The 19,105-nt window shown below is 40.5% G+C and carries 33 protein-coding genes; 15 read left to right on the top strand and 18 right to left on the bottom strand.

Annotated elements, in window-relative coordinates:
* Positions 1-82 precede the first annotated feature (82 nt).
* The 18 genes from HYG93_RS15925 to HYG93_RS15845 all read right to left on the bottom strand — a co-directional run bounded on the left by HYG93_RS15925 (position 83) and on the right by HYG93_RS15845 (position 12,829).
* A complete protein-coding gene (locus tag HYG93_RS15925) occupies positions 83-766 on the bottom strand; it encodes a Smr/MutS family protein (protein ID WP_106986286.1) in 684 nt (227 codons plus the stop codon).
* A 214-nt stretch (positions 767-980) separates the two neighbouring features.
* The gene (locus HYG93_RS19525; protein ID WP_256733488.1) at positions 981-1,403 is read right to left on the bottom strand and encodes an FAD-dependent oxidoreductase; all 423 of its coding nucleotides are present in this window, start codon (positions 1,401-1,403) and stop codon (positions 981-983) included.
* A gap of 2 nt (positions 1,404-1,405) precedes the next feature.
* Positions 1,406-2,284, bottom strand: coding sequence for an FAD-dependent oxidoreductase (locus tag HYG93_RS15920; protein WP_256733487.1), 879 nt, complete (start codon positions 2,282-2,284; stop codon positions 1,406-1,408).
* Between the two features lie 232 nt (positions 2,285-2,516).
* On the bottom strand, positions 2,517-3,323 hold the full coding sequence (trpC, locus tag HYG93_RS15915; RefSeq protein WP_106986288.1) for an indole-3-glycerol phosphate synthase TrpC: 807 nt from the start codon (positions 3,321-3,323) through the stop codon (positions 2,517-2,519).
* Positions 3,324-3,341: 18 nt separating this feature from the next.
* Positions 3,342-4,388, bottom strand: coding sequence for an anthranilate phosphoribosyltransferase (gene trpD, locus HYG93_RS15910; RefSeq protein WP_106986289.1), 1,047 nt, complete (start codon positions 4,386-4,388; stop codon positions 3,342-3,344).
* A gap of 11 nt (positions 4,389-4,399) precedes the next feature.
* Positions 4,400-4,984, bottom strand: coding sequence for an aminodeoxychorismate/anthranilate synthase component II (locus tag HYG93_RS15905; RefSeq protein WP_106986290.1), 585 nt, complete (start codon positions 4,982-4,984; stop codon positions 4,400-4,402).
* 119 nt (positions 4,985-5,103) lie between these two features.
* A complete protein-coding gene (locus tag HYG93_RS15900) occupies positions 5,104-5,373 on the bottom strand; it encodes a hypothetical protein (RefSeq protein WP_178962664.1) in 270 nt (89 codons plus the stop codon).
* The gene (locus HYG93_RS15895; protein ID WP_178962663.1) at positions 5,373-5,861 is read right to left on the bottom strand and encodes a class I SAM-dependent methyltransferase; all 489 of its coding nucleotides are present in this window, start codon (positions 5,859-5,861) and stop codon (positions 5,373-5,375) included. Before HYG93_RS15895 ends, HYG93_RS15900 begins: the two co-directional genes overlap by 1 nt.
* Positions 5,851-6,480 (bottom strand): hypothetical protein, encoded by a 630-nt coding sequence (locus tag HYG93_RS15890; protein ID WP_178962662.1) that lies wholly within the window; start codon positions 6,478-6,480, stop codon positions 5,851-5,853. Before HYG93_RS15890 ends, HYG93_RS15895 begins: the two co-directional genes overlap by 11 nt.
* Entirely contained in the window at positions 6,473-7,843 is a 1,371-nt protein-coding gene (locus HYG93_RS15885) for a DNA cytosine methyltransferase (RefSeq protein WP_178962661.1), read from the bottom strand. The genes HYG93_RS15890 and HYG93_RS15885 overlap by 8 nt, the downstream gene beginning before the upstream one ends.
* Positions 7,843-8,169, bottom strand: a complete 327-nt coding sequence (locus HYG93_RS15880) for a hypothetical protein (protein WP_178962660.1) — start codon at positions 8,167-8,169, stop codon at positions 7,843-7,845. The genes HYG93_RS15885 and HYG93_RS15880 overlap by 1 nt, the downstream gene beginning before the upstream one ends.
* On the bottom strand, positions 8,162-8,305 hold the full coding sequence (locus HYG93_RS15875; RefSeq protein ID WP_178962659.1) for a hypothetical protein: 144 nt from the start codon (positions 8,303-8,305) through the stop codon (positions 8,162-8,164). Before HYG93_RS15875 ends, HYG93_RS15880 begins: the two co-directional genes overlap by 8 nt.
* Positions 8,302-9,420: a RecT family recombinase gene (locus HYG93_RS15870; protein ID WP_256733486.1), complete on the bottom strand. Its 1,119-nt coding sequence runs from the start codon at positions 9,418-9,420 to the stop codon at positions 8,302-8,304. The genes HYG93_RS15875 and HYG93_RS15870 overlap by 4 nt, the downstream gene beginning before the upstream one ends.
* A gap of 24 nt (positions 9,421-9,444) precedes the next feature.
* Positions 9,445-10,425 carry a lambda-exonuclease family protein gene (locus tag HYG93_RS15865; protein WP_178962658.1) on the bottom strand — a complete coding sequence of 327 codons (981 nt, stop codon included), beginning with the start codon at positions 10,423-10,425 and terminating at the stop codon, positions 9,445-9,447.
* 1 nt (position 10,426) lies between these two features.
* Complete coding sequence (locus HYG93_RS15860) at positions 10,427-10,684, bottom strand: hypothetical protein (protein WP_178962657.1); 258 nt, start codon at positions 10,682-10,684, stop codon at positions 10,427-10,429.
* 2 nt (positions 10,685-10,686) lie between these two features.
* Entirely contained in the window at positions 10,687-10,905 is a 219-nt protein-coding gene (locus HYG93_RS15855; protein ID WP_178962619.1) for a hypothetical protein, read from the bottom strand.
* A gap of 207 nt (positions 10,906-11,112) precedes the next feature.
* The gene (locus HYG93_RS15850) at positions 11,113-12,042 is read right to left on the bottom strand and encodes a hypothetical protein (protein WP_178962656.1); all 930 of its coding nucleotides are present in this window, start codon (positions 12,040-12,042) and stop codon (positions 11,113-11,115) included.
* Between the two features lie 109 nt (positions 12,043-12,151).
* Positions 12,152-12,829 carry a LexA family transcriptional regulator gene (locus HYG93_RS15845; protein ID WP_178962655.1) on the bottom strand — a complete coding sequence of 226 codons (678 nt, stop codon included), beginning with the start codon at positions 12,827-12,829 and terminating at the stop codon, positions 12,152-12,154.
* Positions 12,830-12,906: 77 nt separating this feature from the next.
* On the opposite strand from HYG93_RS15845, the gene HYG93_RS15840 reads away from it, so the two are divergent.
* The 15 genes from HYG93_RS15840 to HYG93_RS15770 all read left to right on the top strand — a co-directional run bounded on the left by HYG93_RS15840 (position 12,907) and on the right by HYG93_RS15770 (position 19,100).
* Positions 12,907-13,098 carry a Cro/CI family transcriptional regulator gene (locus HYG93_RS15840; protein WP_121532570.1) on the top strand — a complete coding sequence of 64 codons (192 nt, stop codon included), beginning with the start codon at positions 12,907-12,909 and terminating at the stop codon, positions 13,096-13,098.
* Positions 13,095-13,370: a hypothetical protein gene (locus tag HYG93_RS15835; RefSeq protein WP_121532572.1), complete on the top strand. Its 276-nt coding sequence runs from the start codon at positions 13,095-13,097 to the stop codon at positions 13,368-13,370. Before HYG93_RS15840 ends, HYG93_RS15835 begins: the two co-directional genes overlap by 4 nt.
* A gap of 48 nt (positions 13,371-13,418) precedes the next feature.
* On the top strand, positions 13,419-13,574 hold the full coding sequence (locus tag HYG93_RS15830; RefSeq protein ID WP_178962654.1) for a hypothetical protein: 156 nt from the start codon (positions 13,419-13,421) through the stop codon (positions 13,572-13,574).
* The gene (locus HYG93_RS15825) at positions 13,571-14,473 is read left to right on the top strand and encodes a helix-turn-helix domain-containing protein (RefSeq protein WP_178962653.1); all 903 of its coding nucleotides are present in this window, start codon (positions 13,571-13,573) and stop codon (positions 14,471-14,473) included. The genes HYG93_RS15830 and HYG93_RS15825 overlap by 4 nt, the downstream gene beginning before the upstream one ends.
* Positions 14,466-15,338 carry a hypothetical protein gene (locus HYG93_RS15820; protein WP_178962652.1) on the top strand — a complete coding sequence of 291 codons (873 nt, stop codon included), beginning with the start codon at positions 14,466-14,468 and terminating at the stop codon, positions 15,336-15,338. Before HYG93_RS15825 ends, HYG93_RS15820 begins: the two co-directional genes overlap by 8 nt.
* Positions 15,335-15,565, top strand: a complete 231-nt coding sequence (locus tag HYG93_RS15815; protein WP_178962651.1) for a hypothetical protein — start codon at positions 15,335-15,337, stop codon at positions 15,563-15,565. The genes HYG93_RS15820 and HYG93_RS15815 overlap by 4 nt, the downstream gene beginning before the upstream one ends.
* Positions 15,562-15,756, top strand: coding sequence for a hypothetical protein (locus tag HYG93_RS15810; protein WP_178962650.1), 195 nt, complete (start codon positions 15,562-15,564; stop codon positions 15,754-15,756). The genes HYG93_RS15815 and HYG93_RS15810 overlap by 4 nt, the downstream gene beginning before the upstream one ends.
* Complete coding sequence (locus HYG93_RS15805) at positions 15,753-15,980, top strand: hypothetical protein (RefSeq protein ID WP_178962649.1); 228 nt, start codon at positions 15,753-15,755, stop codon at positions 15,978-15,980. Before HYG93_RS15810 ends, HYG93_RS15805 begins: the two co-directional genes overlap by 4 nt.
* Positions 15,977-16,510, top strand: coding sequence for a hypothetical protein (locus HYG93_RS15800; protein WP_178962618.1), 534 nt, complete (start codon positions 15,977-15,979; stop codon positions 16,508-16,510). The genes HYG93_RS15805 and HYG93_RS15800 overlap by 4 nt, the downstream gene beginning before the upstream one ends.
* Positions 16,507-17,097 (top strand): hypothetical protein, encoded by a 591-nt coding sequence (locus HYG93_RS15795; RefSeq protein WP_178962648.1) that lies wholly within the window; start codon positions 16,507-16,509, stop codon positions 17,095-17,097. The genes HYG93_RS15800 and HYG93_RS15795 overlap by 4 nt, the downstream gene beginning before the upstream one ends.
* Positions 17,094-17,255, top strand: a complete 162-nt coding sequence (locus tag HYG93_RS15790) for a hypothetical protein (protein WP_178962647.1) — start codon at positions 17,094-17,096, stop codon at positions 17,253-17,255. Before HYG93_RS15795 ends, HYG93_RS15790 begins: the two co-directional genes overlap by 4 nt.
* Complete coding sequence (locus HYG93_RS15785; protein WP_178962646.1) at positions 17,252-17,557, top strand: dATP/dGTP diphosphohydrolase domain-containing protein; 306 nt, start codon at positions 17,252-17,254, stop codon at positions 17,555-17,557. Before HYG93_RS15790 ends, HYG93_RS15785 begins: the two co-directional genes overlap by 4 nt.
* Positions 17,550-17,888: a DUF1064 domain-containing protein gene (locus HYG93_RS15780; RefSeq protein WP_178962645.1), complete on the top strand. Its 339-nt coding sequence runs from the start codon at positions 17,550-17,552 to the stop codon at positions 17,886-17,888. The genes HYG93_RS15785 and HYG93_RS15780 overlap by 8 nt, the downstream gene beginning before the upstream one ends.
* A gap of 10 nt (positions 17,889-17,898) precedes the next feature.
* On the top strand, positions 17,899-18,450 hold the full coding sequence (locus tag HYG93_RS15775; protein ID WP_178962644.1) for a hypothetical protein: 552 nt from the start codon (positions 17,899-17,901) through the stop codon (positions 18,448-18,450).
* 470 nt (positions 18,451-18,920) lie between these two features.
* Positions 18,921-19,100, top strand: coding sequence for a hypothetical protein (locus HYG93_RS15770; protein WP_178962643.1), 180 nt, complete (start codon positions 18,921-18,923; stop codon positions 19,098-19,100).
* Positions 19,101-19,105: the final 5 nt, after the last annotated feature.

Below are 19,105 nucleotides of genomic sequence, written 5' to 3'. Positions count from 1 at the left end.
GTTCACTTACACAGAGAGATTGAACAAGGAGCGCATTGTAGCAGAAAACCATTACAATGCCCGCTTTTAAGGAGAAATCCGATTACTGTTTAAACTTTGGGTTCTTTTCTGCACGTTTTAACAAGACTAATACCGCACCAGTCCCACCTTGTTTTTCAGGTGCACTGACAAATGCCAAAACATCGCGGTGCTGACGTAGCCAACTATTGACGTGGGTTTTCAAGATAGCTTCAGGGCCTTTACCATGCACAATTTTGAGTACATTTTCATTGTTGTCTTTGGCCATTTGAATAATCTGCAAAACGGCACTTCGCGCTTCTTCAATGGTACAGCCGTGCAAATCTACCGCTTCAAACCAGCGTAAATTACCTGCTTTTAAATCTTCAAATACACGATGTTGCAAAGTTGCAATGCGGTAGCTTAAGTTGGCTTGGCTGGCAACTGGATTTAACATGGCCTGTGTGTCGGAAAGCAATGTTTCATCCGTTTCTAGGGGGCCAGTCGCAGAGGCACGTTTAGCAAGAATTTGTGCATCTGGTTTTTTCTTCGTGCTCTTTGTTGTTTTTGCAACATTGCTAGCGGCCATTTTTTGCACGCCTTGCATTTGCTTGCGAAAAAAATCTAAGTCTTCTTGCTGTTCCTGTTCTGGCGTTTTTTCAATAGGTGCAATGGGTTCGGGCGCAGGCGCCGGCTTATTGATTTGCTTTTTAAAAGCATTCAGTAAGTTATATTGTTCTTTAGACAGCGAAGAATCGTGTTTGCTCATAATGGAAAAAACAAGGGAGGAGGCTAAGACAGAGCTAAATTATAGTCCCAATTGTGAAAAATGAGAAATATATTACATTTGCGCTTTATATTTTAAATCTGAGTCAGAAGAGTAGTTTACGACCATTTATAGCCAACGCATGTAAAGCTATGCCGTGATACTTGATGTATTCAATATTCAATCTAAGTAAACACACCAACATCTTATTACCAAACTACAGATTTAATATTCGTTGTGCTGTTTCATAGCCATTGATATAGGCACCATGGACTGTGCCTGCATATTTGAGACTACAGTGTTCCCCAGCAAAAAACACTTTTCCATCAATGTGATTTTCAAATACTTGCGTTAATTTTTGGTTGTGATGAAGTGCAGGGAAACTAAAAGAGCCATAGCTGTTCGGATCAGATCCCCAGCGTGTGATAATCAAGTCTTTAGGTTGGCCAATCGTGGTCTTAAATGTGTCCTGCAAACTTTGCTTAATCATATCCCAGACCGCATTATCATTCGCACGATCCATAAAAACAGATGCTGACCCGCCAAATAACATGAGATAGGTTGGCTTTTGATAGATGTGTGTCAAATCTAAAAGATTAAATAATTTATTATTGCTCCAATACAGCGTACTGGAATTCATCTCTAATGAAGAAGAATGAAGTGGAAGAACATGTCTAATTGAAAAAACACTTTATTAAATGAACCAAATCCCATGTTATTGATGGCATGACGATAGCTATCTGCTAAGGGTGGGCTAAATTGAAGATGTCCATGTTTTAATACACCTAAAGGTACGGCCACCACAATTTGTGAAGCTTGAAAGATTTGATGGTGTTGATCTTCTATTTCGACATAACCAGATTTAAGCGAAATTTTTTGAACCTTAACGTTGAGCTTAATATCAAGATCTTGTGCAAGATGATGAATCACTTGTGTATAGCCTTCAGGAAAAATGACTTCATCTCCCTCAAAATAGCCTTCATAATTTTGATATTGGCTAGAGAGTTGTTCTAAATCTGTGGCATAAGGATCATTCGCGACATATTGAAAAAAACTAAGCAAAAGCATTTTTAAGTCTTGTGCTGAAAATGCATGATTCTGATCATCAAGTGAATTTAAGATGTTTTGCACAGCCAGCAAAGCTGATTCATGCTCACTTTCTAATAATAAAGATTGTATTTTTTCAATATAATTCTCAAAAACTTGAGCTTCATATTTAGTAAATAATTGACCGTTAGCATGAAAATATTGTGGTTGGTCGTAGTTGAATACTTGAGTTTTAATCTTAAATTTTTGGATCAATGTCCAGATGGGGTTGTTTTGAATACCATGAATCCATGAAGCGCCTAAATCAAAAATATCATCATTCATTTTGTTAGAGTCGATTCGCCCACCAATTCGATCGCGTGATTCCAAAATAATGACGCTTTTGCCAGCATCTTGCAGTTGTTTAGCACAACTAATTCCTGCAATACCCGCACCGATAATATAAATAGGCAGACCACAGTTATTATTATTCATATAGCGTTTGAATCGAAAATTGAGTTTATAAATTGATTTTATAAAAAGAATGAAAAAGGTCGATCTTTGGCAACATCACTACTATGTAAATTTACCTAAAATTACAAGGGTTTATTGCGCTAAAGTAGAGATCTTCTTTTAATTATATGCACTGCGCAGAGGGCACAGAAAGAAGTATCGCATCTAGCGAAATCGTTTAGGGGTGAATGTGTTCACCCCTAAACCAAAGAATTTATTGTGACTGTGGTACGCCAAATAATTCAGCAAAAGCCTGATCAGGACGAGGCTGTTTCATAAAGCTTTCACCCACTAAGAATGCGTGAATATCATTTTCTTGCATCATTGCTACATCGGCAGGTGTAGCGATACCGCTTTCAGTCACTAATAGGCGAGAAGGTTCAAGCAATTTTTTCAAACGTAGTGATGTATTTAAATCTACATCAAAGGTTTTTAAGTTGCGGTTATTCACACCTAATAGGCAACGATCATCTAAACGGAGCGCACGTTCGAGTTCGTCTTCATCATGCACTTCAACCAGCACATCTAAATTATGCTCAAACGCAGTTTTAGACATTTCTTCCAGTTGTTGATTAGACAAGCATGCCACAATCAGCAAAATACAGTCCGCATGCAAAGCACGAGCTTCAATCACGCCGTATGGATCAATTAAAAAGTCTTTGCGTAGCGCAGGTAAGTCACAATGTGTGCGGGCAATCTGAATATTTTCATCGGCACCTTGGAAAAAATCCACATCGGTTAAAACAGATAAACAGGCAGCGCCTGCTTCTTGATATTGCTGTGCAATTTCTGCAGGGTTGAAGTTTTCACGAATCACGCCCTTAGAAGGAGACGCCTTTTTAATTTCAGCAATTACGCCTGGACGCTTACTTAACAAAGACTGCGCAAAACCGCGAACAGGGGTCGCAGCTTTAGCTAATTCTTCTACATCGTAATAACTTTTCTGTTTTAAGCGGACTGCAAACTCTTCCTGCTTACGGTCAACAATTTTACCTAAGATGGTATTTGCGATATCAACCATGATGTTTTTCCTTAATCCTTAGGCTTCGTATTGTTTCAGTGTTTTTGTAAATTCAGACAGCACGTCCATTTTTTCGAGTGCTTGACCGCCATAGATAATGTCATGTGCCAGTGCAACACCCAATTTATAAGTTGGTGTAAGGCCTGATACATAGATACCTGCACCAGCATTGAGTGCAATCATGTTGGCTGCTTTATCACCTTTGGCGCTTTTTTTCTTGCCTAAAGCATCTTTAATCAGCGCTAAGCTTTCTGCTGAACTTTCTACAGATAAACCTGTTAATGTTTGCGATTCAATATCTACATCTTCAGGTTGAATTTGCCATTCAGTCACTTCACCATTTTTTAATTCTGCAACATAAGTGCTTGATGCGAGGCTAATTTCATCTAGGCCGTCTTTTGAGTGCACCACCATCACGTGTTCAGCACCAAGTTGCTTCAATACCTCTGCAATTGGGCGACAAAGTTCAGGTGAAAATACTCCAATGACAAAGCGTTTTACGCCAGCCGGATTCGTAAGCGGGCCGAGTAAATTAAATATGCTACGGAAGCCCAATTCTTTACGTGGACCTGCCGCATATTTCATTGCTTTGTGATGGTTTGGTGCAAATAAGAAGCCAACTCCAAGTTCACGGATGCAACGTTCTGTCTGTTGCATACTAAGATCTAAATTAATCCCTGCTTTTTCAAGTAGATCTGAAGATCCCGAAGACGATGACACACCGCGACCGCCATGCTTAGCAATTGTCGCGCCTGAAGCAGCGATAACAAATGAAGACGCAGTAGACACGTTAAACAAGTTTTGACCATCACCACCTGTGCCGACAATATCGACTAAATTAGGCAAGTCGCTCACATCAATTTTAATGGCAAGTTCACGCATCACACGTGCAGCTGCTGTAATTTCATCGATACTTTCACCCTTTAAGCGTAAGCCCATCATAAACGCGCCAATTTGTGCATCAGAGGCTTCGCCATTCATAATGGTACGCATGACTGCTTCCATTTGTGGCTGAGTGAGTTCGATGTTTTTTGTAATATTATTTAAAGCTTGTTGAATATTCATTTGGATATCACTTATGCGTAAATTTCTAAAAAGTTTTTGAAAATTTGGTGGCCATGTTCACTCAGAATGGACTCAGGGTGGAATTGCACGCCTTCAACGGGCAATGTCTTATGTTTTACACCCATGATTTCTTCCATAGAACCATCAATTTCATTGGTCCAGCAAGTCACTTCTAAACACTCCGGTAGCGTTGCTTGGTCAATCACTAATGAGTGATAGCGCGTTGCTGAAAAGGGAGACGGAAGATTGCTGAAAATACCTTTGTCACTGTGATACATATCTGACAAGCGACCATGCATGACTTTCTTTGCGCGAATAATATCGCCGCCAAAAGCTTGCCCTATGGCTTGGTGGCCTAAGCACACACCGAGCAATGGAATTTTGCCTGCAAAATGTTGAATAGCAGGAATGGAGATGCCTGCTTCACTTGGTGAACAAGGGCCAGGGCCAATGACCAAATACTTCGGTTGCCATCGTTCAATATCTTCCAAAGTCACGGCATCATTACGGACTACTTTTACTTCCTGATTTAACTCGCCAAAATATTGCACGATGTTATAGGTAAAAGAGTCATAGTTGTCGATCATTAGAAGCATTTTGGATGTAAACCTCTGATTTTTATTGTGGTAATAATTAATTTATCTAATTGTTACTCACAATGTTACTCACATTAGAATTTTTGCTTAAATTTAGCGCAATTAAAAAAGCCGCTAATTTAAGCGGCTACTTTATCAGAGTTTGAGGGCTGTGTGACAACTTCATTTACATAGCTATTCAGCCAGTAACTTAGTTTTCCATCCTTATTTGGTTTTTGGATCACACCATCATTAATACGAGAATAAAGAGATGGGATTGAGATATTTAATCGCTGGGAAAACTCCCGCACATTTACTCGACGCTCATCCTTTTTTTGAATAGCTTTTTTTAGCTCTTGCATTTCATTAAAGATAGCTTGAAGCAATTCATGTTCAGCATTAGTTTTCATCAAGACACCTCCCTTAAACTTTCCATTTTCATAAAAGTGATCCAATGTGTATTTGCACGCTTACCACTTATATGTCCGAACACGGGTTTTTGATCAGTTAGTTTTAATATTTCACTCACTTTAATTTGAGTTTCATTCCATTTAAAAATCAATACACCACCATTGGCCAACACACGAAAGCATTCTGAAAAACCTTTGCGAATATCATCGCGCCAATTTTCATGAAGCTTTCCATACTTCAAAGCTAACCAACTTAAAGGGCCTGCTTTCACCAAATGGGGTGGGTCAAAGACAACTAAATTAAATTGACCATCCTTAAATGGCATATTGCGAAAATCCATCTCAATGTCCGGTGCGACTTCTAAGGAGCGCCCATCACACAAAATATGACTTTCAGTTCGAATATCCCCAAAAACAACATTCGGATTAATACGATCAAAATGCATCATGCGAGAACCACAACATGGATCTAAAACCTTAGCTGTCATGGCTTTGCTCCTGTGCTATAAATTTGTCATAAAGCTTTATTGCATGAACGATAGCGTAACAAGCCCAAACAAAGTGGTAAGTTTTAGCTGTGGTTTCGGCTTCCCAAAAATCACTTAACTCAAGACCACCAGCTTCATCTGCATCCCAAGAATTAATCTCCTCCCAGAAATCAAACTCACCGGAATGTTGATTGCTACCAATAAAACTGCTTACTGCTTCCAATGCTTGTTTTGACTTTTCTTGATCCTCTAAATCAGATAGATCCATGTCATCAAGAAAATTAACTAGATATTGCTTTACAGACTCACATGCAATTTCAGGATCAAATTCACTAACTTCACCTGCTTGTATTTTCTCAGCCCAGTAACCTATATTGATGTGATAAGCATCATCCTGACTACGGAAAAAGCCAAACATATCGTTAGTACGTTCAAAGATGAAATCACCCATATCACCCGTAAAAATTAGAAAACCTGGTCGGGTGGTGATGTTGTAGTGCATATCACTTGAGCTTGGTTTTTTAATTGTGATGTCGCGGAAAACTCCTTGATCTAAATTCACAGTTAATTGATGTGAAGCAACATCCTTTAAAAAGCTTTCCAATGTTGGATTAGTCATTACCTTGCTCCTGTGCTTCGATCATGGTAGTTTCCAATACGGCTTTAGCGCCCAACTTAACCCCGTGATAAAACCCCTTATTCAAAGCATCTTTAAAATCTTTGGACTTGCCATCCCAGCCATAAATAACTTGGCACTCCTTAAAAAGGCCGAGTCCTTGGTTGTGTACTATGGCATCAGGGTGAACCTTTTTAACCAAAACAAATCCTTCAGGCACCGCTTGGGCTTTGGTTTGCCATCCTTTTTTAAACAAATCAAATGCGAGGGCAGTGTCGCTATTTTCATAAGGGTTTTCGTAGTCACCCCATTTCTTATCTAAGCAAAAACCAATCTCATCAGCTTCGATTTCAAATGCTTCTTGAATTTGTTCATTTTCTTTCTGAATATCCATCACGCCACCTTTCTTCAAATTTTTAATTAGCACTTCTAAAATCTGCTCAGCAATCCGCTGAATTAATGGCATCGTGACTGAGTTGCCAGCCTGCATATACAGGTGGCTATCTGCAATTTCAGGCATTTTAAATACATCCATTGGGTAGCCCTGAAACGCAAAACACTCTTTAGGTGTAAGCTTACGAATCCCAAAAGCGTCACGAATTAACGGTACGTTATGACCACCTGCACCCATATTTGCTGTTAAAGTCGGGCAAACATTACTTTTATTTTCGCGCACGTACTTTCTACGCCATTGAAAAACGGTATCCGTAGACTGTATTGCAGTATCTAAAGCTGGGTAATATTTGTGATCTGGTTGATAGTAATACTTTTGATCTACCTGCCTGGTTTCTAAAAAATCATGAATAGTTTTTGTTAGTGGAATTGCTTCAGGAAACTGAAACTCGGCATGATTAGGAACAAGCGCTTCATTAAACGCCACTATAAAAATACGTTCACGATTTTGAGGCACATTGGCATGCGTCATACTATTCAGAACTTGAAAATAAACGGCATAACCTATTTCTTTTAAAGTGTTTTTAATCACTTCAAAAGTGTTACCTTTATCGTGAGAAATTAAGTTTTTAACATTTTCTAAAAAGAGAACACGAGGCTGGTGCTTTTTTGCAATATCGACAATATCAAAAAATAAGGTCCCACGAGTTTCATTAAACCCTTTTTGATTACCCGCAACAGAAAAGGCTTGACAAGGAAAACCACCACATAAAATGTCAAATTGTTCAGGAATCTTAGCTTTAGTTTCGTCTAAAGTGATGTCACCCTCAGGATATTCACCATAATTTTGAAAATATGTTTCTTTTGCATGTTGGTTCCACTCACTTGAAAAAACACAACGTCCGTCAAGATTTTGTAGTGCCATACGGAAACCACCAACACCAGCAAACAAATCTATAAATTTGAATTTCATCACGCCACCTTTGCTAAATTGTGTTGACGATGTACTTCTGCAAATTTGCACATCATTGAATTATCCAAGTCATTCACAAAAGATTTACCTTGTTTTAGCCATTGCAGACTGAATAACTTGAAACGCTCAACCAGGTAATCGTTCATTAAATAACTTGGCTGAATAGCACCGCGTTTCGCAAATATCTCGCCAGTCTTTAAACCTTTACGAACAACAACACGATCTTTCTTAATTTTGATTTCATGTCCACCACGCACACACCACTCCATGAATGCAGGGCATAGCTCATTAGGTAAACGAGAGATTGTATTTATATGCTCAACCATGGCGATGCCCCCAACTATCCACAAACTGCTTAATACAATCCTCAATCCCAAATAGATTGATATTGCGGTAACTTTTTACCCGACCGTTGTGCTGAATAATCAGCACGCGGGTAATTGCAGAATATTGGTAGCTCATGGGGTTAATGCCGCCTCTTGAGCGTCATAAGCATTGCTGATCTGGCTGATTTGAGCCTCGGTCATTTGTGCTGTAAATGGCTCAAAGCGTGACTGCATAATCTCGTTAAGGATGTCTAAATCAACAGCGCTATTGATTTCTAAAATGACAGCTTCAATAGCTTCTTCTGCGAAAGGTTGAGGGTTTAATAATTCTGCTTTACGAGCCTTATATGCACTATTGATATTAGTTTGTGCTGGTTCACCAAGATTTGCGGGAATGGTGCTGGCGATTTCTTTAAGCTCTTCAATTGATTGAGCAGCGCTAATTGCCTTTAAACACGCCTCTGTATTGAAATCAACCTCTATAGCAGTGGATTCAATCGCCGTTTCTTGCTTCTTTTTAAGGCGATCTTTTAATGAGGATGACCCTGAATTTGATTTAGTTGTGTTATTTGTTGGTGTTATGGTTTTTTCAACAGCAGGCTCAAATTCATCAACCGTATACACACCCAAAATAACATCAGGGCAGTGGAGTCGCGCCCAGCGTTTTACAGCTAAATAAGCCAATTGCTGCTTAGGATCTTGCCCCCATAGTGGCGAATTGCGTACACCAGCTTGGCTCAAAAGCAGTTCAAGAACACGCGGCTCATCCTCACCTTTAAGTTGCGCTGACACACGAATACCAAGCCCCTTTTCATCATCCATTGACCAGTCTTTTACAATTTTTACTTTTCCATTGGTGTTAACCTCTTTGAATCGCCCCAATATGCGTGACCATTCACCAAACCATTCATATTGAAGACGACCTTGCACTGGCGCTCGCGCAGTAATAACAGCATTAACTAGTTGCCCTTCATAGCCAAGCTGACCGTTTACTAGGTGTGTTTTTTGAGCCACTGCAAAAGGATTCATACCCCATTGAGTTGATTGCATAATAATTGCTAAACAATCACCCGGATTACCTTGCAAATGTTGCGGAATTGTTGAGCGAGCTGAGGCCATAAAATTGGATAGATTAACCATTTGCTGCATTGCATTGGCATCCATAACAAGATTTGCTGAGCCCATAGAAATTGTGGCTGCAGTAAGCTCTGCAGATAAATCGAAATTTTGTTCTTGAACTTGAGTATTCATAATTTTTTTACCTTTAAAATTGATTTAAGCCACACGTAAAACGCGTGTACTTGAAGTCTTTACAAATTGTTCATAGATGTCTGGGTGTGCAGCTTTTAAAGCCTTGCTATCCAGCATGTTGCGCTCTTGGTACTTGAAAGTTGCCAGACGCTTTTCTTCTTGAATAATCATTTCCGCATCTTCCATGCGGCTGCAGATTTTTAGCTTCAGAGCATCAAGCTCCTTGTCAGCATCTTTGATGGTGCTATTAAGGTCTTTATATTCAGCAATGATTTCCGCTAGATCATCATCGGCAGTAAGCGCTTGGTCAGCATTGTGATGTGACCAACGATGCAGCACATCGTCAAAAGTTGTAGGGGCGGGCGGCACATCTGCTTGAACATTTTCAAACCAAAACTTTGAGCATTCCTCTTGAAGCATTGCGAATAACTCAGCATCAAAAGCAATTTGATAGCTACGGAACTTCTGCCCACCAATTAGCACACCCAAACCGCAAAGTGATGCACCAGTAATGCCCATATACCATTGGCATTGAGTGAGGTAATAATCTGGCACTTGTTCAGATTGCTCATCGCCCCATAACTTGGCTAAGTATTGGTTTGCTGTTTTGCATTCCAGAATGCGGTCAGTTGTAAGCTTGCCGTCTTTAATGCGGACGTTGCCCGAGATTTCAGGATTGATGATGGCGCGATCAATATTCGCAATCATCCAGTCATGCTCAGGGTTGCGGATCGTTGCATTAACGCGCTGGATCTTCACACCGTTTCGTTTTGCATATTCTTTGGCAACGATATCTTCAAGCTGGTTGCCCCAATAAGCTGGCTCGCTTTCCGAATCATCCAAAGGTGCGCGGCTGGTTTTATCAAGCCACAATTGATATGGTGACTTGTATTTACTTAGACCAAGAATCGCCGCAACATCAGATCCACCAATGCCAAGGCGGCGAGATTCAAGCCAAACTTGACGAGCATTTTCAACTTCTTGCAAATTAACCTGTGTATTCACTTCAATCTCCTTGATACGCGCCAATAATGTTTTTACGCGGATAGACTTTAGGTGCAGCGATTTCAACCGTTTTAATAACAGTGGGCTTTTGATTGATTCGAGCGGCCCATTTTTGGACGTTTGCACCTGCGCCTAAATCACACCAAACACCATTAACTAAACGCTGGTTTGGTTCCACATCGCCACGAAGATGGATAATCTGGCCATCTTGCATGATGTGGTGAGTTGCCATGGTTTCGGGTTTGAGTCGAGTGTTCACAATCACCCACCAAACAAGCCAACTAAAATAGATGTGATGACAAGCCAGCAAATAAGCGCTGTCGCAATGAAAACCGCGAAGTCTTTAGCATTCGCCCAAACAATCGCCCAGCGTGAGGTGCGCATTTCGGCAGCAGTGGGGTGCTGGTAAAGCACAGGCTTTGTACAAGAATGGTTTTCAGCAAATACTGGTGTATTGCTATGTGATGCAGTTTCTTTCATAATTGATCTCGCAGTTTGCAAAGCACATCAGGAGTTAAGAGGTCTGGTGTGCTTTTTTGTTGTCTGTGAGATAAATATAAGAAAACTTAGTTTTTGTGTCAAGCTCAAATATAAGAAATATTATTTTATTTTTTAGAAAACTTATTTTTCATGCATAATAGACAAAAGAAAACCCACCGCTGGGGTGGGTTGTAGTTAGATATTTTTTTAAAACTCTAGGTGTCCTTGCCTAACAATCTTGTGCTCAAGAACCTCAATAACCTGAAACTCAGTTTTTAGTTTCCCATGAGCAAAGGTTTGTATAGTTTTTAATTTAACCTTCAAAAGGTCGCCCTTCCCAAACCTTAACTCACCAGCGTCAATTTTTCTTAAAAACCCCTCATCCAGAATAGCTGCGTTGATTGGTGAGCCACCATTATCAAATTTCCATTTATTATTATCTTTAAAAACAGCAGCCTCGATTTGCACAAATGTCTCAGTGATATTTTCACTTAAATCATTTTCAATTTCTTGATATTCAAAGTAAGTTAACTCAGACTCATCGATTGCTAGATCAGCATCCTTTTTATCACCAGTTCTGGATACAAAGAATGCGTCAATTCCATCCTTTTCTAATGGCTCCAGCATCTTGTTGAGATCGCTGACAATAGTTCGGTTTTTGTAAAGCTTTACCACTTTGCCATCAGTCTCATAGTATTCGGTCTCATTGAGATACACTTTAAGATGACCATCTTCATCAATGATTTTAGTAGGCTTCTTGCCTTTCAAGAATCTAATCAAGCCAATAAGACCTGCACCACCTACAAAACCAACAATTTCAAGAATAGCCCAAGCATTAGAGATCGCAGATGCATTATCGCTAGCAAACATATCTCGAATTTGGCTAAGAAAATGCACAACTGTATGCAACTCCATGCCAAAACTACCCGCCCTAAATGAGGCGTTCACTTTTAAATTAAGATCAGCTTTTTCCCCATTTAAAGCCTTATTGGCATTGGATAGCAGATCATTTACAGCAATCATTGCTGGCGCAAGGTCGCGAACATCCATCAAATGATGCTCTAATGCCCATCCATCATAGATTACATAAAATCGCTCAGCCATTTCCCCAACCACATCATCTTCAGCTTTATTCATATAGTATCAATCTGCGTTCATAGTTTCATTATATGTTTGATATCAGCTCGACATTAGGTGTCGCGAACTTTTCCTTTTGTTGCTAAGCCACATATAGCGGCTTTTATTTTTAATTCATTCTTGATCTACGCTTAGCACGATACGTATAGCGAATACAGTCAATAACTTGACCAACAAAATGACAGTCTTCATCAAGTGCAATGATATTTGGCTTAAATTCTGGGTTTAGTGCCTGCAGATAGCGTGAGCCGTCAGTTTCAATCACTAGCTTTTTAAATGTGGCATCATCAAATTTTCTTACAACAATCATGTCACCAGACTGCATATCACTGTAATAAACATCTGGATCAACAAGAATATAATCACCCTCAAGAAATTCAGGGTTATTGCTAACACCCTGTACTTTTAAATAAAAACAGTTTGTGCATTCATCGGGAAGAGGAAGCCATTCCTCCACTTGCGACATATCAATAGACTGAACATTAGTGAATGTACCCGCCTGAACCCATGAAAGGACAGGAGCCATGCGTGGTGCCACAGGAACCACATTAGACTGCTCTTTTTGCATGGCGCTAGGATCACCCTTGCCAGTCAGTATGTATTCAGTCGTTACCCCAAAATGATTTGCCATTGCCTCTAATGATCCCGCTTTGGGCAAATAACTATCTTTTTCCCACTCAGTTACAGCAGGCGAACTCACTCCAGCAATCTTTGCTAATTGCACTTGAGTTAATTTTTTCGAACGTCTAAGCGCACGTATGCGCTGACCAGTAGTTTGTTTTTCCATATAAGTTATCTTACATATTGCTTTTATAAGTTTTCTTTGATTAAATACTAAGAAATCTTACTTTTAGGGTGATATTAATGACCAGACAAGAGGCTTTAGCGCTACTCAAGGTTAATGGTGTTGAGTTGGCTAGCCTACTTGGTATTAAGCCTTCTGCTGTTTACCAATGGCCTGAAAACAAAATTCCACTCGCTCGTGAGTACCAGATTCGCGATTTAGCAAAAGGCAAAGAGCCTTTAAAACGACAATCAGTACAGGTGAATTTATGAGCCTTGAAAAGAAATCTACGCATGTTCGCTTATCTCCAGAGAACCATGAGCGTGCAAAAGTTCTCTCAAATATCAAAGGAAAGGATTTAGCCCAATACCTTGCATATTTACTTGAAAAAGAAATTGCTGGTGAGTGGCATGTCCTTAATTTACAAGCAAAATCATTTGAGCGCTTGGGAGTCGCAGCTTTGTTGCGGGATCTAAGTACGGAAGTCGAGTTTCTAGAGGGATCGGAAGGGATTCACAGGGATTTAGACAAAGAAAAAGCCTGATGGTTCAGATCAGGCTTTTAGTAATTCAAAACCGAGCTGGAGTTGAACATGAGATCAAATTTAACACAACAACCATGCGCCGACAAGTGCACGGAATTTAAAGAAGAGCAGTGCAAAAACTGCTTGGTGCAGCAACCTGAATTAACCATCGGTCAAGTGATTGATGAGGCGTTTAACGAAGTGTTTGGGGAGGACGAGGAGTGAACGATAACTTAGCTCACAAGCTACCCGAACCAAAAGGCGAAATGGTTCAGTTTCCAAAGAAAGAGCGACAAGTTATGTCGGATAGCAAGTTTAACTATGTAACTGGTATTCGAGACATACCAATGGAAAAGACAACTAAGCATGTAGCCATCACCCTAGCAACGTATGCGGACTACAACACTGGCATTTGTTATCCAACAATTAAAACTCTAATGGCCGCTACTGGTTTATCAAATCGTGCCGTTTGTTTGCATTTAGGCAAGCTTGAAGAACTCGGGTTTATTGTTTCAAGAAAGGCAGATGGTCGTAACTCAAAGTACAAATTCATTGCTGAAAATATTCAAAAAGCAGTGACGGAGAGTCACCACGCAAGTAAGTCAAGCAGTGACTTTGACGACATAGAAGCAGTGACTCTGACGCATGAAGCAGTGACCATGACAACACAAAGCAGTGACGCAGGGTCACACAAACAATCATTAACTACCAATAACAACCAAATTAACTCACACACAGGGGAAAAGGCGCATGAAAATTTTGATCAAGAGGATTCTTGGAAACCAAATCTGAACTTTCTAAAAACAATCCTGTTTCAAACAAAATTCAGCAATCGAGCAGAAGAAATTATTTCACTTGCTGATTTCAATTTTCACTTGGGTAATTTCAATGCTCACTGGGAAAACAAAATCGATCTCACTGAAAACCAAAAAACAAGAAAATTTGCAGCTTGGCTGATTCAGGAATTTGAGAAGCAGTTGAATAAGATTGATCGTGCTGAAAAGCAAAAAACAGGCTATCAACCCAAACCAAAAGTGCAGCAAGTCCCATTGATCGGCTCAAACAAGCGCAGAGCAGAACGCACTGTAAACACAATTGACGCTTTGGAGATGAAAAATGTTTGAGTCGGCTTTTCCAAAAAACTGGGCGGAAGAAATCATTTCTCGGATGCAGCGATATTACAGAGCCAAGTTCTCAGCAACCTTTCCAATGATTGAGGGTCAAACAGCAGAGCAGTATGAGGATGATCTGATTGCAACCGCATGTGAGGTATTTGAGGGCTTATCACCTGATGACATCAAGCGCGGATTGACTCGGATGAAGCGTTCAACATTCTGCCCAACCTTTCCAGAATTTGCAGGATGGTGCGAACCAAAGACCGATGACTGGCTCGGCTCACATGAAGCATGGGCGATTGCTGAAAAGTCGATTGGCTTCGATGGTCAAGAGCTGACAGTGATTTGGACTGAACAAATGGCTCAAGCATTCAGTCGTTGTGAAGACTTGGTTAAGACTGGTGATAAGTACCAACGTGCTGAGGCGAAGAAAATCTTTTGTGATGCGTATGACCGCCTTGTGATTCAAGCCAAAGATCAGGGATTAAAGCCGATTTATGTCACCTCGCTTGGTACAGACAAAGATCAAGCGGTTGCTGCAATCAAACAAGCCGAAGTTGATGGGTTTTTAACTGCTCCAGTTGCTCAAGCTCAACTTGAACACAAGCAGACTAAAGCTGAAATCCAAAGCGACACATTGAAGTACAAGACTGTGGCTCAAGAAGCCTTGGCGAAAATCAAAGATTTGATTAAGCCAAATGTGAACAAGATGACCGAGGAGGTGAAAGAGCCTCAGCCTTGGGAATCTTACGAGATGCAGCACGTTGATCCGTTTGACAACTTTGATGAATACAAAGCGGCTTTGCAGGCTGAGCAAAAACCATTGCCGAATGCGGTGCGTTTTATGGATAAGCAAGTAGGGGGTGGGGTGTGAATGATTACCTAGAAATGAATCTTGAGCAGCTTCAAAAAGAACATGCCGAGCTTCTTGCTTTTAATGAAAATTTGGATCGTGAGCGTAATGGGTATCGCAAAGATGCTCAAAAGTACGCCAAGAAAGTTCAAATGATTGCAAGCCTGTTTGTTGTACCAGGTGATGATCCTGAATTAACGCTTAAGGCCATTAAGACGATTGTGGAGCAAGTAGGGGGTGGGGTGTGAAGGATCAGCATGATAATAAGACCGTGGATTGGCTAGAAGTGACCATGCCGCTTGAAGTTGCACAAGCAGCACTGGCTGCGATGAACAAAGTGTTTCTGGATTGGGATGTGCTGAATGAGAAGCCAGCAGAGTTTTTAAAGCACATGCAGGATTTGACGTATTACGTGGAGCAAGTAGGAGGTGCTGCATGAACAGACTCGAATATTTATCACAGTTCAGTAATGCGGTGCTTAGTCCTGAATTGAATTGCGATCCAAATAACATGCTTCGGGCAAAGTCTGCGGGTAGAGCGATGTTTGAAAATTTGGCTGTGACGCAAGTAGGTCAAGAAGAAAAAGAATTTCGAAAAATGTGGTGTAAGGAGCAGCTTGGGTTGATCGGTGAATTTGGTGCGGTGTTAGGAGGTGCAGCATGAACGAAATCCTTCAACAAAGAATTGAATCAGTACAAGTTGGCAAAAACATAACTCACGCTCAGATTGAAGCTAAACGCAGTCTACGTGATCGACTAGAGCGTGACTTAGAAGACTTTCTTGCAAGTGGCGGAAAAACTCAAGTGCTCCCAGTTGGCTTCACTCATTTCAAAGATGGACTCATTCCTCAAAGAAAGACTCGTACAATTAGTGAAAAAGAGCGTCTTGAAAAAGAAAAGTTAATCGAAGCTAAGAATCAGGAAATTAGAGAATACAAAGAAGCGATCAAGGCTCAACGTCGTTTGTTAGCAAAAAATAAGCGTGATGCTCAAATCAAAGAGCAGGTTGCGGTATTGGGTCGATTTACAAATAAACATCCATCCAAAGATGACTTTAAACGATTAGCAGAATTGACAGGGTATCAAACTCGACATTTGCGAGATGCCGCCAAAGGTCACACGAAACTTGGCTGTGAAAAATGGGTTTTAGTGAAGAAGGTTATTAAGAATTTTAAAGTTGGGGTGAAGGGATGAAAAAACGCAATAAGAAATATAACCCGAATAAGTTGGTCAATCTGTATCGAAATGAATTGGCTAAAACTTATGAGCTTTGGTCATCTTTTGATGATGTTGAATTGACCGAAGCATCAAACAGATTGAAAGCCGCTGGTGTGTCAAAAAAACAGGTTATCGAGGGCATGTATGAGTATTTCGATGGTGATCTTGTTGTGCCAATTTTGTGGGATTTGATGGTGGACGACACTGCGTTTTTTGTGGGTATGGACTCGTATTACTACCACAATGACGACCCAGCAGACATTCAAACGTCAGCAGTACAGTTTGATGTTCCTGCTATGACTTACGACCAATTCAAGCTTGGTGGTAGCGATAAAAAAGTGATGAATGAACACGGTTTTAAGCGTAGATGGAAAGGCCTGGAGAAAGAAACCGATGATGTGCATAAGCCATTTTTAGATAAGGGTTACAAGCTGTTTAAGTGCATGTGCTACATGAAAGCAGATGTGAAATTTAAAGATTTTGAGTCTTACAGCAAGTTTAAAGCAGAGCGTGTGAGTCGTGGAATGCGCAGAAAATATCGTTTACAGGAGTTGGCAGCATGACCGACTTAAAAAAACTACGCGACAAATTGAATGGTACTGAGTTGATGGCACCGGATGAAAATGAAGAAATGCTGATTGAAGAGTGGAATCGGGTGCATGCGGAGTTGGAAGCATTGAAGGCTGAAGATGAACGGAATTATGTGGAGTGTCGTGGATGAGTGAGCAGGGTCAAAAGTTTGACAAAAATAAGCCGAGAATGTCGCTGCTTCCAAAAGGCGCTCTAAACGCTGTAATTCGAGTTTTAGAGTTTGGTGCTACCAAGTATCAGGAGAACAACTGGAAGCATGTTCCTGACGCTAAGGTGCGATATTACGATGCAATGCAACGCCACATAGACGCTTGGTGGCATGGTGAGCAGAAAGACCCTGAAACAGGAGAGCATCATTTAGCCCATGCGATTTGTTGCGGGATGTTCCTGTGGTGGTTTGATGAAGAAGCCCTGCGAGATGCCAATGACTAAATACAACAACAAGAAGGTGGTGCTTAACGGCATCACTTTCGATAGTCAGAAAGAGGCAAGACGCTATCGGGATTTATCACTGTTGGAGCGGACAGGAGAGATTAAGGATTTAGAACTGCAAAAGGCTTTCATTTTGGCCGAGTCGGTCAAGTTTGAAAGTGAGTCAAGACGCAAGCCAGCAGTGAAGTATGTCGCAGATTTTGTTTATCGGGAAAAAGGGCAACTGGTTGTTGAGGATGTCAAAAGCAAAATGACGCGGAGCTTGCCAGTTTACCGCTTGAAAAAACACTTGATGAAGTCAGTACACGGTTTAGAGATTAGAGAAGTTTGAGGAAATAGGGATGAATGCAGCAACAGAGAAATTTAAGCAATTTGAATGGTTGACACATGGCATCACGGCTAAGTCACCAAACTTTGAGCCACAAGCGCATGGCACTGGGGAGAAGCCTTTGAATTATGAAGATCGTTTGGGTGCGATTGCGAGTATGGAGACGCAATTAGAAAAATCCGTAACGTCAGTAATTATTTTTGGGCTAAAGTCAGAAATTGATTATCGGTGTGTTCAATCCCATCTTGCTGCAATTATGCAAAGCAATGCGCTTACTGATGGGCGTAGAGAACCAGAGAAAATCAAAATTTCCGAATTGGCAGATTTGATGGCGCGTATGGTAATTGATTTTTCATTAAACCCAGAATTGGAAGCGAATTTTACAAAGCAAGGTCGATTGTATTATGCAGGTATACGCTCATGGCAGATGACATTGAAAGCGTATGATTGCACGTGGAAGCAATACGAAAACTTGATGGTAATTGCGCTTGAGTCAGCTATTGATAGTGCCGCAAAAGCAATCGAAGCATATCGTAAAAAAACTTACAAAGAGTCGAAAAATTAATGCTAGGAAAATTTTACTGACTAAGCTATAGTTTCACTATACTGGTCGTATTACGCAGTTTCTGACCATGACTAAATTAAGCTCGTCAAATGGTGGGCTTTTTTATTGCCTGAAATATGACAAAAGTTTTGACAAATATTTAATTAATCAAAAAGCAATACATTGAAAATAAATAGAAATATTCTGACATTTTCACTGACACAAAGAATCAGTCAAAAAAGGAGATCCACATGCTCCAATTCCTAAAACGCCTATTCTGCTTTCATCACTACGATTACGAGTCTGATATTTTTATTCAGGTGGAATGTCGTAAGTGTGGAAAGGTTAAAATAGATTAGCCATATAGCGAACTATCATTAAAAAATCCTTTTTTGTTCGCTATATAGCGAATTCGCCGAACGTATTGCGGCAATCAAAGCCCCTTGCATTCTAGATGTTGAGGGGTTTTTCTTTTCTTATTGGTGGTAGATATGCGATTAGGTCGAATGGTTGTTGCTGCAATGCTAGGTACGGCATTTGTGGAATACTCACGCTCATGTGGTGGTGATTGGGACTCAATCTTGTGGGGTGAGCCACAATCAAACAAATCAAAGCCTAATCGTGTAAGTCAGAAGAAGCGCCGTTTATATATGCGTCAAGGGCGCAAGTAGGTGAT

This window comes from Acinetobacter sp. SwsAc6 (assembly GCF_013391565.1).
GTDB classification, from domain to species: Bacteria; Pseudomonadota; Gammaproteobacteria; order Pseudomonadales; family Moraxellaceae; genus Acinetobacter; species Acinetobacter cumulans.
This window is presented reverse-complemented; position numbering and strand designations above follow the sequence as displayed.

Coding starts and splice junctions, on each gene's coding strand:
- HYG93_RS15925 (WP_106986286.1), bottom strand. CDS start 766: ATGAGCAAACACGATTCTTCGCTGTCTAAAGAACAATATAACTTACTG.
- HYG93_RS19525 (WP_256733488.1), bottom strand. CDS start 1,403: ATGAATTCCAGTACGCTGTATTGGAGCAATAATAAATTATTTAATCTT.
- HYG93_RS15920 (WP_256733487.1), bottom strand. CDS start 2,284: ATGAATAATAATAACTGTGGTCTGCCTATTTATATTATCGGTGCGGGT.
- trpC (WP_106986288.1), bottom strand. CDS start 3,323: ATGGTTGATATCGCAAATACCATCTTAGGTAAAATTGTTGACCGTAAG.
- trpD (WP_106986289.1), bottom strand. CDS start 4,388: ATGAATATTCAACAAGCTTTAAATAATATTACAAAAAACATCGAACTC.
- HYG93_RS15905 (WP_106986290.1), bottom strand. CDS start 4,984: ATGCTTCTAATGATCGACAACTATGACTCTTTTACCTATAACATCGTG.
- HYG93_RS15900 (WP_178962664.1), bottom strand. CDS start 5,373: ATGAAAACTAATGCTGAACATGAATTGCTTCAAGCTATCTTTAATGAA.
- HYG93_RS15895 (WP_178962663.1), bottom strand. CDS start 5,861: ATGACAGCTAAGGTTTTAGATCCATGTTGTGGTTCTCGCATGATGCAT.
- HYG93_RS15890 (WP_178962662.1), bottom strand. CDS start 6,480: ATGACTAATCCAACATTGGAAAGCTTTTTAAAGGATGTTGCTTCACAT.
- HYG93_RS15885 (WP_178962661.1), bottom strand. CDS start 7,843: ATGAAATTCAAATTTATAGATTTGTTTGCTGGTGTTGGTGGTTTCCGT.
- HYG93_RS15880 (WP_178962660.1), bottom strand. CDS start 8,169: ATGGTTGAGCATATAAATACAATCTCTCGTTTACCTAATGAGCTATGC.
- HYG93_RS15875 (WP_178962659.1), bottom strand. CDS start 8,305: ATGAGCTACCAATATTCTGCAATTACCCGCGTGCTGATTATTCAGCAC.
- HYG93_RS15870 (WP_256733486.1), bottom strand. CDS start 9,420: ATGAATACTCAAGTTCAAGAACAAAATTTCGATTTATCTGCAGAGCTT.
- HYG93_RS15855 (WP_178962619.1), bottom strand. CDS start 10,905: ATGAAAGAAACTGCATCACATAGCAATACACCAGTATTTGCTGAAAAC.
- HYG93_RS15850 (WP_178962656.1), bottom strand. CDS start 12,042: ATGAATAAAGCTGAAGATGATGTGGTTGGGGAAATGGCTGAGCGATTT.
- HYG93_RS15845 (WP_178962655.1), bottom strand. CDS start 12,829: ATGGAAAAACAAACTACTGGTCAGCGCATACGTGCGCTTAGACGTTCG.
- HYG93_RS15840 (WP_121532570.1), top strand. CDS start 12,907: ATGACCAGACAAGAGGCTTTAGCGCTACTCAAGGTTAATGGTGTTGAG.
- HYG93_RS15835 (WP_121532572.1), top strand. CDS start 13,095: ATGAGCCTTGAAAAGAAATCTACGCATGTTCGCTTATCTCCAGAGAAC.
- HYG93_RS15830 (WP_178962654.1), top strand. CDS start 13,419: ATGAGATCAAATTTAACACAACAACCATGCGCCGACAAGTGCACGGAA.
- HYG93_RS15820 (WP_178962652.1), top strand. CDS start 14,466: ATGTTTGAGTCGGCTTTTCCAAAAAACTGGGCGGAAGAAATCATTTCT.
- HYG93_RS15805 (WP_178962649.1), top strand. CDS start 15,753: ATGAACAGACTCGAATATTTATCACAGTTCAGTAATGCGGTGCTTAGT.
- HYG93_RS15800 (WP_178962618.1), top strand. CDS start 15,977: ATGAACGAAATCCTTCAACAAAGAATTGAATCAGTACAAGTTGGCAAA.
- HYG93_RS15795 (WP_178962648.1), top strand. CDS start 16,507: ATGAAAAAACGCAATAAGAAATATAACCCGAATAAGTTGGTCAATCTG.
- HYG93_RS15790 (WP_178962647.1), top strand. CDS start 17,094: ATGACCGACTTAAAAAAACTACGCGACAAATTGAATGGTACTGAGTTG.
- HYG93_RS15785 (WP_178962646.1), top strand. CDS start 17,252: ATGAGTGAGCAGGGTCAAAAGTTTGACAAAAATAAGCCGAGAATGTCG.
- HYG93_RS15780 (WP_178962645.1), top strand. CDS start 17,550: ATGACTAAATACAACAACAAGAAGGTGGTGCTTAACGGCATCACTTTC.
- HYG93_RS15775 (WP_178962644.1), top strand. CDS start 17,899: ATGAATGCAGCAACAGAGAAATTTAAGCAATTTGAATGGTTGACACAT.
- HYG93_RS15770 (WP_178962643.1), top strand. CDS start 18,921: ATGCGATTAGGTCGAATGGTTGTTGCTGCAATGCTAGGTACGGCATTT.